Raw genomic sequence first — 13,130 nt, 5'->3', positions numbered from 1 at the left:
GACCGTGCTGGTACGCAAGGGGTTGTCGGCCGGGAGCCGGTCGGCGGCGGGCCGGTGGCGTGGCGTCCTCGCTCTGGCGCAGGGCGGTGCCGGGGGGCCGTACGGACAGCCCCTTCGCCCGGTCGGTTCACGCGGGATCCGAGACGGAGGGTGTGGCCGGGTGCGGAATGCCGACGTCGGGGGCGTACTGGGCGGCCTGCGCCTCGAACATCGCGGCGTAGCGGCCCCGCGCGGTCATGAGCTCGTCGTGGGTGCCGTGTTCGGCGAGGCGCCCCTGGTTGAGGACGTAGATACGGTCGGCGTGCCGGACGCCGGACATGCGGTGGGTGACCAGGACGACGGCCCGGTTCGGGGCGGCGAGCCCGCGGACGCGGTCAAAGGCCTCGATCTCCGCCTCGGGGTCGAGGGCGGACGTGGGCTCGTCGACGATGAGGACGCTGTCCGCCCGCGACGTCGCGCTGCGCCAGTGCGTGCGGGCGAGACCCAGCTTCTGCCATTCGCCGCCGGAGAGTTCGATGGCCCCGCGGAACACCCGGGCCAGCAGGCTCCGCAGACCGTCGGGGAGTTTGGCGATGACCGGCCCGGCGGCGGCGTACTCCACCGACGGCTGGAGGTCCTGCTCCGTGGCGGCACGGCCGGGGCGCCCGAGGCGGATGTTCAACGCGGCGGTGACGGGCCAGCGTTCGAAGTCCTGGGTGAGCAGCGAGACGCGCTCGAAGACCTGGGAGCGGTCGAGGCCGTCGACGTCCGCGTCGCCCCAGCGCATGGTGCCGGCCTGGGGTGACAGCATGCCCGAAAGGATCTTCATCAGCGTGCTCTTGCCGGAACCGTTCTCGCCCACCACGGCGGTGACCGAGCCCATCGGCAGGGTGAGCGAGATCTGCTCCAGGGCGGCCGTGTCGCGATCGGGGTAGCGGTAGGTGACACCGTCGAGGACGATCTCCTCGATCCGCTCGGGGACCGTGGCGCCGCCCTCGGGGATGGTGCGCCGGGCCGCCTGGGCCAGGAAGCGTCCGTGATCGCGGACGTACAGGGACTCCTCGTGCAACTGGTTGATGTTCATCACCAGTGCGCCGAGACTCGCCGAGCCGGTCCGCACGGCGATCACGGCGGTGCCGGCGATGGCGAGGCTCATGTGCCCGGCCAGGATCAGCCAGAACATGGCCCCGTAGGTCGCGGCCATGGCCAGGCCGGACAGCGCGGCGGCGACCCACTCGGTCAACGCCTTGCTGGAGGCCAGGCGTTCCTGTTCGGCCTCCGCGCTCTCGGCCATGCGCTGGTACCGGTTGAGGAGGAAGGCGCCGACGGCGTGCAGGCGGACCTCCTGGGCGGCACTGCGCTCGGTGAGCAGACTGCCGATGAGGCGGCTGGCCCGCACGTGCTCGATCCAGCTCATCACCGACACGTACCGTTCCTGGGCGACGCGCATGGCGCCCCAGCCGCGTGGGGCCGCGATGAGGATCAGCATCGGCAGCAGCAGCGGGTGGAGGACGGCGAGGACTCCCGCGGTGGTGATCAGGGAGATCAGACCGTTGAGCGCGGCGACGCAGGCACCGATCATGCGGCGGGCCGAGGCGGGACCGTACTGGGCGATGTCGACGAGCCGTCGGAAGTCGGGGTCGTCGATGGCCTCCAGCTCGACACTCACCGCGGCGGCCAGGTACTGGGTGGTGGCGATCCGCTCGACCATCGGCTCCAGGCGCCCGGCACGGGAGGTGGACCACGCGGCCAGGGCCGAGTTGACGACGGCGACCGCGGCGGCGGCCAGCATTCCGGGCAGCAGGGCGTGCAGTCGCTGGGGAGCGTCACCGGACCCGGCGAGCAGGGCGTGCATGACGGCGTTGACGGCGAGCAGTCCGACGGCCGCCGCGACGCCCTGGCCGATCTCGCTGACCCCCACGGCGAGCAGCGCCCGCCGGTCGGCGCTCCACGCCATGCGTAACGTGGCGCCCACCAGCGTCGGCATGGAGCGCAGTGCGGACATCATGTTCAGGTCCAGGCTCGCGTGTTCGTGTTGCGACCAGCCCATGTCGTAGCGCAGCGGTCCGCCGAACAGTTCCCGTTCGGCCTCGGAGACCTGGGGCTCCGCCATCTTCACCCGTCCGAAGAACCTCTTCACCGCGCGCCTCCCGGGCCGGGCTGGTTCCGGGCCCGCCGCGACGGGCCGTGGGTGGGCACCGCGAACCCGGTAAGGACGAGCACGGGGCGACGCACAGGATGCATGGGTGCTCCTTGGACCGGGCCGCGGACCGATGGTCGGATCTCGGATGGCTCCCTGTCGCTGTCACGGGTGCGCGAGGGCGGAATCCAGAAGGTGATCTCTCCTGTCCGGCTTGCTCCGCGCCCGGCTGAGGGCGGGATGCCGCGAGGCCGAGGCGGCTGCGTCGGATCACTCATGTGGGTCCGGTGCCTCCTTCGCGGATCGCGTGATGCCGCCCGGTGGGCCGGCGACAGGCGGCGCGGTCGGGTCCGACTCGGTTCGGTCGAGGCGAGAGGGAGTTCGTGGGCGTCGGTCGGCACGTGGCGGTGGTGCGCGGGCGGGCGGCGCTGGTTGCGGAGCGGTGCGGAACCTCGCGTACGGCGCAGGTGCGGCGTAGGCGTGGGGCCGGACCGGGTCGGCGACGGCTTCGGGCGGTGCGCGCCCGCGGGACGGCGGCATGGAGGTCCAGCGTAGACAGGCTCGGCCGGGTCGGGAACAGCGCGATCGGCGGGACCGGGGTGAGCCGGGAGCGCGCCGACGGGGTGCGGGGCGCGCCCCTGGACGCCGGCCGTCCGCCGTACCGGGCGCCGCCGTTGAGGCGGATGGGCGTGCGGAGGCAGGCTCGCCGTCGCCCGGACTCGCCTGGGACGTCGCCCGGACTCGGACGGGCCCGCGCAGGTCACTTCCGCGAGGTCCCGGGGCCGGGGCGTACGCCCGCCAGGTGGCCCCCGGCTCGCTCTCTCAGTGACCGACAGCGCCCCCGTCCCCGCACATCGCGGGGACGGGGGCGCTGTCGGTCACAAGGCGAATCAGGTCGCCCTTGTTCGCCACGCAGTCGATGAAGGGGGTCGTGAGTTTCCGGGAATCAGGGTTCCGGCGACGGAGCCGGCAACTCGTCCACGGCGTCGTCGGCATCCGGCACGAGCCGTCACCACCGGCCACCGGCCGTGGACCGGAGCCGCCGGTTGCCAGGGCTTGTCGGAGTGCGCTACTCGCCGGCCGAGGCCTGCTCCTGGAGGAGGGCGGTGATCTGGTTGACGTCGTTGAAGATGCTGAGGAAGCTCTCGAGGTCGGGGCTGCTGGCTCCGTTGACTCCGACGAAGAAGGTCAGCAGACGGCCGTCGTCGGTCTGCAGGTAGCCGGCCTCGTTCTGGGCCGAGGCCGCGAGGCGCTGGTTCAGCTGGTCGTCACCGAGAATGGTGCCGGGTTTGGCGAAGACCTTGCCCTTGGCGGGGCAGTTGGTGGTGCAGGAGATCCCGTTGGAGCCGTCGACGCCGAGGATCGGGAGCAGCTTCCGGAAGGCCTTGGCGTCGGGGGTGTGCAGCCAGTAGGTGAGGAGTTCGACGAGTCCGTTCGGGGTGACCCGCTCGGGCGGAGTGCCGCCGCGTCCGTCGGAGATCTGGAACTGGGTCGGGTCGACGTGCGCGACGTCGGTCAGGAAGTCGTGCTCGATCGGGAACGCGTCGAAGCAGTTCTTGCTGCCTCGTGCCACGGCCATGTTGCACAGGGCCAGGTTGGCGCCCAGGTTGTGGCTGACCTTGAGGATCAGCTTGGCGTACTGGCTGTAGGGCGGGGAGACGTACGCGGCGACGCGGGAGTCGCCTCGGTAGGAGGCGGGCAGCTGCTTCTGCGGGTTGGCGCCGGTGGGCGGTGCGGTGACGGTGACGCCGACGCGGGCGAGGGCCTCGATCAGCGCGGTGCGTCCGAAGGCGTTCGGGTCCTTGATGGGGGAGATCCGCAGCAGCGGCTGCGAACCGGCGGCGATGGTGCCGGTGAGGTGGATCTGGGTGCCGTCGGGCGAGGCGGTCACGTTGACGGAGGTGGTTCCGCCGCTGGAGACCGTCCGGACGGTGGAGGTGACGTGGTACGGCGAGACCTGCGGGCGCCAGGAGAGCTTCGCCGGCTGCCCGGGCCTGGTCGGGGTCGTCAGCAGGTCGATCAGGTTGTCGTTGAGGATCAGCGGGGTGGGCTGCGGGCTCAGGTCCGGGAGTTTGAACAGGCGGGGGTCGATGATGACGTTGCCGTCGACCCTGGTGATGCCGGTGTCGCGGATCTGCCGGGCGATCTGGTTGATACCGGCGAGCGGGTTCTCAGGGGTGAGGGCGGCCCCCGGGAGCTCGGCCTCGGTGTGGTCGATGTCGGTGTAGTCCACCGAGCCGTCGGGCTTGGTCCGCCCGCCCATGGTCAGGTCGCCCTGGGCGACCAGCGCCAGGTTCCCGTGCAGCGTCGATCCGGTACGGGTGCCGGTCGCCATGACCGGGGTGGTGAAGCGGTGCTTCGGTCCGAGCGTGTTCCAGGCGGTCGAGATGGTGATCAGCTTGACCGTCGAGCCGGGGACGAAGAACTGGTTCGCGAACCGGGAGTGGATCACGCGGCCGGTCTCCGGGTCCGTCTCCAGCACGCCCCATTGCGCGTGCTCGTAGCCCGGCTTGTGCATGATCGCCTCGATGGCGGGTCCGAGGCCGTCGTCGCGCGCCACCGCCGGGGCACCGGCGGCGGTCGCTCCCGCCAGAACCACGAGTGTCGCGCCGGCACCGGCCCAGGTCCGGAGCCGGCCACAGATCATCGGTCTCATGCGTTCCGCCATTTCTGGAGTCGAAGTGACCGAGTCGAAGAAGCCCGCGGGACGCGGGTCCGACTCGAGGGGCGCTCCCGGCCGCATCGTAAGGACAGCGATCGCGCGCGTTGCCCTGCTCGGCGTCGTACCGACAGCGTGTGGGAGGAACTTCATCCGGTCGGTCGATCACGGACGGTTCGAACGCCGGGAGTCCCGACGAGGTGAGCCACCTCGTGCATCACGGCGTCCCGCGCACCCCGGCTCGTGAGGGGCCGTCGGTAGCGCGTCCACCACTGACTTCGCCCCGCGTTCGCCCCACCTTCGGACCGGCTTCCGCAGCGACATGCGGTCCCCGCCCGCGTCCTGCCCCGCACTCGCGCCGGGCCGCTGGCCGAGGGACCAGAGAGCGGATCGGCGTACGGGAGAAGCAGGACCTCGCGCCCCCGGGCGCGCGGGCACGGATCGGCGGTCGTACGACGGTCAGCGCCGTCGGAGCGCCGCGCCCGGCCACCTCAACCCGGCCGTGGCCGGGGGTCCTTGGCGCGCGGTGCTCGAGGCGCCACCGGTGGCGCGGCGGACGCGCAGCGATCCGGCCGGACGCGTCCCGCCACCTGTCAGAGGGACGCCAGCCAGGCCGTGGTGTCGTCGGGGCGGCCGAAGCGGAGGGTGTCGAGCGGGGCGAAGCGCGGATCGCGGGCTCGGCGTTCGACCTCCCGGCGGCGGCGCGCGTGTTGGGACCAGGACCACCAAGCGGGGTGTTCCTGGCTGAGCCAGCCCGCCCAGGTCTCCCGGTTGCCCCCGAAGAGGACCTCGCGCGTGAGCGTGCGCCTGAGGGACCGGCGCAGGACGCGCGGCATGACGACCCGCCGGGGATAGTCCAGCCAGATCACCGTGTCGGCCCGGTCCCACAGCAGGTCGCGGACCTCCGGATAGCCGAGGGAGTCGATGATCCAGCGAGGTCCGGCGGCGATCCGGGACACGTCCTCGGCGAACGCGCCGTTCACCGCCCAGTCGGGACCGTCGAAGTACAGGGTGTCCATCTCGTGGTAGGGCACGTCCAGACGGCTGCTCAGGGCTCGGGCGAGGGTCGATTTACCCGCTCCGGTGACGCCCACCACCAAGATCCGTTCCACGGACGCACCCTATCCCGGCACTCCGGGACAGCACGCGCACCCGTCCTCCACCGGCGAACCTGCCCCGGCGCGGGGCTGCACGACCGGGAACCGCGGCGGACGCCGTACGGATCCCGCCCTGGCAGAAGACGCAGGGTCTGCCAGGGCGGGTCGGCCGGTACGTTCCCTCACCGCTGTCGGGTTGTCGGCGCCGGCCGGCGGCTACCGGACCCGAGGGAGGAGAGGGTGGCGCGGGAGTGCGGTGGCCGGGTGGTGCGGTCGGTCAGCGGGTGCCGGTGACCCGGCTCTCCTTGAGAGAGGCACAGTTGGAGCCGCTGATCTGGGTGTAGACGTTGCTGATCTGGCCGCCCCAGTCGACACAGTGGCCCTTGCCGTACACGTAGACCGGCCCTGCGTACGAGGTGAACCGCCCGTAGTCCTGGCCGCCCTCGTCGGTGTCGGCGACGTAGATCCAGGTGGACATGTCCACTGCGGTGCCCGGGTTCTTGCGGATGGTCGCGACGCAGTTCTCGCCGTTCGAGGCGTTGTACGTCAGGTACACGGTGCCGAGGGAACCGACAGGAGCCGAGTTCACGGTCTTGTAGGCGCTTCCGCAGACCTTCTGCGCAGTGGTGTTGGGCGCGGCCGACGCGGGCGCCGCCAGAGCGGTCGTGGCACCCAGCGCCAGGGCCGCTAAGCCTGTGGCCGCAAGGACGGAACGGTTGAATCGCATATTTCCCCCTTGTGATCTTTGGAGTCGTTTCTTCCTGCCTTATGTGACCCGCGGGGTATCGGAAGGGTTGTGCGTCATCCGCAAGAAATATGCGGAGGGTTCCCGGCCGCGGACTGTTCGTCCGGGTGCGTCCGCCGTACGGCGACCGTGTCGCGCGGTGTCTCTGCGGGCCGCGGCCCGGTGGGACTTGAACCCCTTGACGGCCCGTCCGGCGAAGTGCGCTCCCCGCGCCGCTCCGCGTCGAGGCCCGGCCCCGGCATCGCCGCCGATACCGACGGACTCGATGGCCGATGCCATCGGTTACGCTGCGCGAGCCCCGGCAACGACAGTGTCGGCACCCGCACCGTCCCGAGAGCGAAGCGACGCCATGAACGACCCCCTGCCCGACGACATATCCGGCCTCGCCGTGGCCGAAGGCCTGGGCGCGCACCGCGGCACCTTCCTGCCGAAACGGCTCGGCGCGCTGATGATCTGCAACTTCGTCTTCCTGATCGTCGTCGGGCTGTTCTGCTTCGTGGTGCCCGCGATCTGGTTCGTCCGAATGGCGATGCAGACCCCCAACTTCTCCCGCAAGGCCGCCGCCAGGAGGCTGTACTTCTTCGAGCAGGGACTGATCGAGACCGATCGCAAGGGGCGCCCCCTGGCGTTCCGTTGGGACTCGACGGTGGCGCTGCAGGAGATCACCGAGTCGTACGTCAACGGCATTCACGTCAGCACGGGACACCGGTACACCCTGCGGAAGCAGGACGGCACGGCCCGGAAGGTCACCAACTTCTACGACGAGCCGGAGCGATGGGGACCGTTCATCCAGCAGGAGATCGCCGCGGCCCAGATGCCGGGCATGCTCCGGATGCTGGAGGAAGGCCGGCAACTCGCCTTCGGTGACATCTCCCTCGACCGTGACGGCGTCGCGACGGCCAAGCGAGGCGGCGTGACCTGGCCGGAGATCGAGGACGTGCGCGTCGACAACGGCATGCTGGCGCTGCGGAAGGCCGGCAAGTGGCTCTCCTGGTCGAGCAAGCCGGTGAAGAACATTCCCAACTTCCTGCTCTTCCTGGCCCTGGTGGACCACCTCCGCCGCTCGGCCGCCGTCCGCTGACCTCGCTGGTCGGTGCCGGCTGACGCTTCCCTGTTCAGGTGTCGGCCGGGGGCGAGACGCCCTGACAGGGTCGTTCACGAGAGCGGTCGACAGCCTCCGGACCGGGTGCGAGGAGTCCGGTCCGGTAGGCCGGTGCTCGCCGAGTTGTCCGCGAACTCCTCCGGAATTGTTCGTGATCGGTAACGGACGCATCCATCGGCCGCCTTCTCTCGTCCTGCCAGGTGGTCGAAAACGATCAGGGATCGGCGAGAAACTGCGGGAAGCGGGGCGGACATGGCACGGCACGGCGGGCGAGGCTGGTACGGCAAGACGGTCGGGGCGGCGCTGGGAGTGACGGCACTGGCCGTCGGCGCCTCGATGTGGACCGCGCAGGCCGACACCGTGGGCGCCCCGTCGCCCCGGGCGTCCGCGTCGGCCTCGCCGGGCAAGCCCGTCGAGCCGGTGGCGGTGACCATCGTGCACGCCTCCGACAAGGGCGCCCAGGGCGTCAACATCACCATCGACGACGGCCCCGACCCCGCGTGGACCCCTCAAGTGCTCGACGTACTGCGGGAGTACGGGGTGAAGGCCACGTTCTGCATGGTGGGGACGCAGGCACAGGCCCATCCGGACCTCGTGAAGAAGGTGGTCGCGGCCGGACACCGGCTGTGCGACCACACCGTGTCCCACGACACCGCGATGGACACCAAGTCCCAGGCGTACCAGTCGCGGCAGATACTCGACGCCGAACGCATGATCACCGAGGCGTCCGGGGGAGTGCGGCCGATGTACTATCGCGCGCCCGGCGGGGCCTTCACCCCGTACAGCCGCAAGCTGGCCGCCTCCAGGGGCATGCGCCCGCTGGGGTGGAACGTGGATTCCAAGGACTTCGAGCGGCCGGGCACGGACGCCATCGTCGCCACCGTCGAGCGGGAGCGGTCCAACGGGCCGACGCTCCTCTTCCACGACGCGGGCGGCGACCGCTCCCAGACCGTGGCCGCCCTGCGCCGGATCCTCCCCTGGCTCAAGGACCAGGGCTGTTCCTTCGGCTTCCCGGAGCACTGAGCCCCGGCCCGCGTCCGCCCTCCCCTTGTCGTTCGGACAGACCGTTCTCGTAGAGTGGTTCGCCGATACCAGCGAGGGGATTCGAGCGTGACCGAAGTGGTCCAGGACACCGGCGCGGTGGGCGCTGCCCGGAACACACCTGCCCGGATCAGCGTCTGGGCGGCCTTCCTCGGCGTCAGTCTGATCGCGGCCGTCTTTCTGACGCCGATGTTCTGGCTGCTGTACGGCGGGACGTACACGTTCCTGGTCTTCGCGTCCGGCGTGGTCGCGATCCCCGCGGGACACCTCGGCCGCCGCCGAGGCAAGCGCCTGGGAGGCCGTGACCGCCGTGCCGCGCTGCTCGCCATCGTGACCGGCTGGTTCCTGGTCTTCTTCAGCCTGCTGTTGGTGCTGGCCTACGCGGGACTGCTGGCCGGGCTGGCGTTCCTGGCCGACTCCGCTTCCTGAACGGGGGTGCTGACGGCCCGGCGGATGCCCGCCGGCGGCCCGGGGCAGGGCCACGACGAAGCCATTCCGGGACTGTCGGTGGCGCCGGGCGGAATACGGCTCCGTGAGCCTCCACTACGAAGTCGTCCACTCATGGGGCGCCCGAGTCAATCGCTCCCGGGCCGTCTTCTTCATGCCGCGACAACCTTTGCGCACAGTCGAGTTGGAGATGAACCGGCAGTGTTCGACGTCAAGGCACCAGCCACATGATGACGCGCTAGGGTTTGCCGTTCAACGTGACATCCGGCAACAGATGCGCTGGTCTGAGTCACCGTGCTGAGACGTCAGCGGGGATTGTCCAAACCCCGCTGTCCTGCAGCACGTTGAACCGCTTGGGGGGAACTGGCCATGTCCGAAACGCTGATCGATGCCGTCGACGCCGGTGACGACGAAGGTGCCGATCGGAAGTCCGTCGACGACGACGGCGCTGACCGGAAGGTCGTCGACGACGAGCGGGCCGAGCTGAAGAAGTTCATCAAGGGGCTGAGCGCCGACGACATCAAGTCGGGCAACTGGTTCACCAAGCTCAGTGCTCAGGCGATGAGTTCCTACACCGAGAAAGTCGACTGGCGGTACTTCCAGGAGCGGTACAAGGACGTACCCGCGGACGCGATCGTCGACCAGCGGATCAAGATGGCGTCCCGGTACGCCGCGCTCGAAGGCGGTCTCTCCGCCGGGGCCTACACGGCGACCGTCGTCGCCACCCTAGGGAGCGCCGGGGGTGCCTCGCCGGCGACCGTCCCGGCCGCCGTCACGACGATGATGGTCGACGTCACGTTCATCACCCGCCTCCAGCTCCGCCTGGCCTACGACGTCGCGGTCCTCTACCGGGTCCCGCTCGACCTGTCCGACCCCGAGGACATGTGGAAGCTCATCCGAGTGGCCTTCACCATCAAGAGTGGGGAAACGGTCCAGAAGGGGGTGACCAAGGCGGTCCCGGCCATGGTCCGGCCGCTGATCAAGCGCTTCTACTCCGGAGAGGTGCTCAATGCCGCGAAGGCGCTCCCGGTCGTCGGGAAGCACCTCCTGCAGAAGAACGTCATCAAGATCGGCATCCCCCTCGTCGGTGTTCCCCTCGCGGTGATGCTGAACCGCTATACGACACTGATCGCGGGACGGCACGCCCAAGCCGTCTTCCGGAACGAGGCGCGGGTGATCGAACTCGCCGAGGGGATGAGCAGGCGGAGCCGGCACCCTCAGCTGATGCTGTGGGTCGCGTGGCTCGTGATCCGGGCGAACCGCAAGATGGCCGACGACGAGGCTCTGCTCATGCGACACCTGGTACGGCTGGTCCGGGAACAGCATCAGGTGGTCGACACACAGCTCGCCCACCTCGTGGACATCGACCCCGCCGAGGTGTGGGAGCGCATAGACGCCGCGTCGGGGGACCTGAGCGACATCCTCGACGTGGCCGACCGGGTGGCCGCGGTGGACGGTGACATCAACACACGCGAGAAGGCCGTCATCTCCGAACTCCGGGACCGCTGCCGCCGAGTTTGACGCGGCAGTCCCCACCTCCCGAGAAGTCGCACGGGGACGGCCGACTCTGCCGCCGTGTTCGGGTCGGGACCACCTGCTGCGCACCGGTGATCCAGACAGCGTGCGCGGCGTCGCCCGCGTCGGCGGGGAGCCGCGTGGCCGGAAGGGCTGGCCCGCGGGCCGCCGGGGGCGTGGCGCGAGCGCCAGGGCTTCGTCAGGCGGTGCCGGGCGGGCCCTGCGGGGAGATCAGGCCGCTCTCGTAGGCGAGGACGACGGCCTGTACCCGATCCCTCAGGTCGAGCTTCGACAGGATGCGGCCGACGTGCGTTTTGACCGTGGTCGGGCTGAGGAAGAGTCGGTCCGCGAGTTCGGCGTTGCTGAGGCCGGTCGCCAGCAGGCGCAGCACCTCCAGTTCGCGCGGGGTCAACCCGGACAGGTCACGGTGCAGGCCGCTCGGCGGGGACTCCTCGCGGTGCGCGAAGCGTTCGATCAGCCTGCGGGTGATCGTCGGCGCGAGCAGCGCGTCGCCGGAGCGTACGAGGCGCACGGCCGCCACCAGGTGCTCGGGCGTGACGTCCTTGAGGAGGAAGCCGCTCGCTCCGGCCGTGAGCGCCGCGTACACGTAGTGGTCCAGGTCGTACGTCGTGAGGATGATGACCCTGGTGCCGTCACCACCGTCACCGCCGACGGATCCACCGGCGAGGATGCGCCGGGTGGCCTCGATGCCGTCCATCCGCGGCATGCGGATGTCCATGAGGACGACGTCGGGCCGGGTGCGCCTGACGGCGTCGACCGCATCGGCTCCGTCCGCCGCCTCGGCCGTCACCTCGATGCCGTCGGCGGCGAGGATCATCCCGAAACCCGTACGCACCAGGGCTTGGTCGTCCGCGATGACGGCGCGCAGGGCGGGGCCGGTCACACCGCCTCCCACGGGATGCGGGCCGTGACCCGGTATCCGCCGGTGAGCGTGGGCCCCGCGGTCAGCTCGCCGCCGTAGACCGCGAGCCGCTCGCGCAGTCCGATCAGTCCGCGGCCGTTGCCGTCCGCCACGGCAGAGTCGCGGACGGCTCCCCGGTCGGTCACCTCGATCTCGAGCCAGGAGCCGGCGCAGCCGATCGCCACTGCCGCACCGGCGCCCGCCGCGTGCTTGATCGTGTTGGTGAGCGCCTCCTGGACGACGCGGTACGCCGTGAGTTCCACCCCGGGCGGCAATGTCCCGGGCGGCAGCGACATCGTCAGGACGACCGGTGTCCCGGCGGCCCGCACCCGTTCGGCGAGGGCGTCGAGCTGTCCGAGACCGGGCTGCGGCTCCAGGCCGTCGGCGGGGGTGTCGGCGCCGGCGGCCGGGCCGGCGAGCAGACCCATCACGTGGCGGAGTTCGGCCATGGCGGCGCGGCCGCCGGCCTCCACCGCCAGCAGTGCCTGTTTGGACCGCTCCGGCGTCGCGTCCATCACCTTGCGCGCGGCGCCCGCCTGGATGACCATCACGCTCACATTGTGGGTGACGACGTCGTGCAGTTCGGCGGCGATCCGGGCGCGCTCCTCCTGGACGGCCCGGCGCATGGCCTTCTCCTGGGCCTGTTCGAGGTCCGTGAAGCGCTTGCGGCTGGCTTCCAGCCGCAGCCGTCCGAAGCGGACGAGGCTGGCCAGCACCCCGACGACGAGAAGCACGACCGCCGGGCTGGACCAGCCGGGGAGCACGGGGTCCGAGTCCCGGAACGCGACACCCGCCAGCACGGCGGCGCCGATCAGCGCGGCCATCGCGCGCGTCCGGTAGCGGCTGTGCACGACGGCTCCGTACGCACCGATGCTGCAGGTCAGCACGTTGATCCAGGAGACTTTGTCACCTATGGCCAGTGCGGCGGCGGTGATCACCCCGAACGCGAGCAGCGGATACCTGCGCCTGGCCACGAGCGGCAGCGCCGACAGGACGACCAGGACCCAGGGCGGCGCGGAGGGCTCCGCCATGTACAGGGGACCGGGACCGGGGCCGGGAGCGGCCGGGGGATAGGGGACCGCCTCGCGGCCCTCGTGCACGGACCTGGAGCTGATCCGTACCGGTCCGTCCCCCGGGTAGCGCGATGCCACGATCAGCGCGACGACGGTCAGCACGATCGCCAGGACCACGTCCACGCGCACCGTCCGCCGGGACAGCGGGGCGGGCTCGCCGTCCGGCCGCATCGCCTCGCGGACGTGCGCCCACCAGGTCCGCGGCCGCAGCGCGTCGCCGGCCCGTTCTCGCCATGTGCCCGCCCGCGGCGCGTCGCGCGGCCGCTCGTACGGGTCCTCCGTCTTCATCCGCACATTGTGGGGCCCCGGGCCACTCGTCCGCGTCCGCCTGTGTGGCCGGGGCCCCTGTCCGCCAGGAGTACTCCTCGGGGATGACCCCGCGGCCGGGTCCTCCGGGGGGAGGGGCCGAT

Annotated in this window: 10 protein-coding genes; 4 read left to right on the top strand and 6 right to left on the bottom strand. The window is 70.9% G+C overall.

Going from position 1 to position 13,130, the window contains the following annotated elements; translation table 11 throughout:
• Positions 1 to 127 precede the first annotated feature (127 nt).
• The 4 genes from ACFYW7_RS24585 to ACFYW7_RS24570 form a co-directional block, all read right to left on the bottom strand.
• Positions 128 to 2,119 carry an ATP-binding cassette domain-containing protein gene (locus ACFYW7_RS24585; protein ID WP_389505852.1) on the bottom strand — a complete coding sequence of 664 codons (1,992 nt, stop codon included), beginning with the start codon at positions 2,117 to 2,119 and terminating at the stop codon, positions 128 to 130.
• A gap of 1,069 nt (positions 2,120 to 3,188) precedes the next feature.
• Entirely contained in the window at positions 3,189 to 4,787 is a 1,599-nt protein-coding gene (dacB, locus tag ACFYW7_RS24580) for a D-alanyl-D-alanine carboxypeptidase/D-alanyl-D-alanine-endopeptidase (protein WP_389505850.1), read from the bottom strand.
• A 584-nt stretch (positions 4,788 to 5,371) separates the two neighbouring features.
• Positions 5,372 to 5,890, bottom strand: a complete 519-nt coding sequence (locus tag ACFYW7_RS24575) for an adenylate kinase (protein WP_389505848.1) — start codon at positions 5,888 to 5,890, stop codon at positions 5,372 to 5,374.
• A gap of 262 nt (positions 5,891 to 6,152) precedes the next feature.
• Positions 6,153 to 6,602 carry a spore-associated protein gene (locus tag ACFYW7_RS24570; RefSeq protein WP_389505846.1) on the bottom strand — a complete coding sequence of 150 codons (450 nt, stop codon included), beginning with the start codon at positions 6,600 to 6,602 and terminating at the stop codon, positions 6,153 to 6,155.
• A 367-nt stretch (positions 6,603 to 6,969) separates the two neighbouring features.
• Between ACFYW7_RS24570 and ACFYW7_RS24565 the strand changes: the two genes are divergently transcribed.
• The 4 genes from ACFYW7_RS24565 (at position 6,970) to ACFYW7_RS24550 (ending at position 10,731) form a co-directional block, all read left to right on the top strand.
• Complete coding sequence (locus ACFYW7_RS24565) at positions 6,970 to 7,701, top strand: DUF6585 family protein (protein ID WP_389505844.1); 732 nt, start codon at positions 6,970 to 6,972, stop codon at positions 7,699 to 7,701.
• A gap of 273 nt (positions 7,702 to 7,974) precedes the next feature.
• Complete coding sequence (locus ACFYW7_RS24560) at positions 7,975 to 8,745, top strand: polysaccharide deacetylase family protein (protein WP_389505842.1); 771 nt, start codon at positions 7,975 to 7,977, stop codon at positions 8,743 to 8,745.
• A gap of 87 nt (positions 8,746 to 8,832) precedes the next feature.
• Positions 8,833 to 9,192, top strand: a complete 360-nt coding sequence (locus tag ACFYW7_RS24555) for a DUF4190 domain-containing protein (protein ID WP_389505840.1) — start codon at positions 8,833 to 8,835, stop codon at positions 9,190 to 9,192.
• A 387-nt stretch (positions 9,193 to 9,579) separates the two neighbouring features.
• Positions 9,580 to 10,731 (top strand): hypothetical protein, encoded by a 1,152-nt coding sequence (locus ACFYW7_RS24550; protein ID WP_389505838.1) that lies wholly within the window; start codon positions 9,580 to 9,582, stop codon positions 10,729 to 10,731.
• Positions 10,732 to 10,924: 193 nt separating this feature from the next.
• On the opposite strand, the gene ACFYW7_RS24545 is transcribed toward ACFYW7_RS24550, so the two are convergent.
• Positions 10,925 to 11,629 carry a response regulator gene (locus tag ACFYW7_RS24545; protein ID WP_389505836.1) on the bottom strand — a complete coding sequence of 235 codons (705 nt, stop codon included), beginning with the start codon at positions 11,627 to 11,629 and terminating at the stop codon, positions 10,925 to 10,927.
• Entirely contained in the window at positions 11,626 to 13,008 is a 1,383-nt protein-coding gene (locus ACFYW7_RS24540; protein WP_389505834.1) for a sensor histidine kinase, read from the bottom strand. Before ACFYW7_RS24540 ends, ACFYW7_RS24545 begins: the two co-directional genes overlap by 4 nt.
• Between the last annotated feature and the right edge of the window lie 122 nt (positions 13,009 to 13,130).

The sequence above is a fragment of the Streptomyces sp. NPDC002580 genome (assembly GCF_042889485.1).
Classification (GTDB): domain Bacteria; phylum Actinomycetota; class Actinomycetes; order Streptomycetales; family Streptomycetaceae; genus Streptomyces.
Note: the sequence above shows the minus strand (reverse complement) of the source record. Positions and strands in the feature narration are given on the sequence as shown.

What these genes read in the sequence shown, in the direction of transcription:
- dacB (WP_389505850.1), bottom strand. Translation starts at nt 4,787, where the DNA reads ATGGCGGAACGCATGAGACCGATGATCTGTGGCCGGCTCCGGACCTGG.
- ACFYW7_RS24540 (WP_389505834.1), bottom strand. Translation starts at nt 13,008, where the DNA reads ATGAAGACGGAGGACCCGTACGAGCGGCCGCGCGACGCGCCGCGGGCG.
- ACFYW7_RS24570 (WP_389505846.1), bottom strand. Translation starts at nt 6,602, where the DNA reads ATGCGATTCAACCGTTCCGTCCTTGCGGCCACAGGCTTAGCGGCCCTG.
- ACFYW7_RS24565 (WP_389505844.1), top strand. Translation starts at nt 6,970, where the DNA reads ATGAACGACCCCCTGCCCGACGACATATCCGGCCTCGCCGTGGCCGAA.
- ACFYW7_RS24550 (WP_389505838.1), top strand. Translation starts at nt 9,580, where the DNA reads ATGTCCGAAACGCTGATCGATGCCGTCGACGCCGGTGACGACGAAGGT.
- ACFYW7_RS24560 (WP_389505842.1), top strand. Translation starts at nt 7,975, where the DNA reads ATGGCACGGCACGGCGGGCGAGGCTGGTACGGCAAGACGGTCGGGGCG.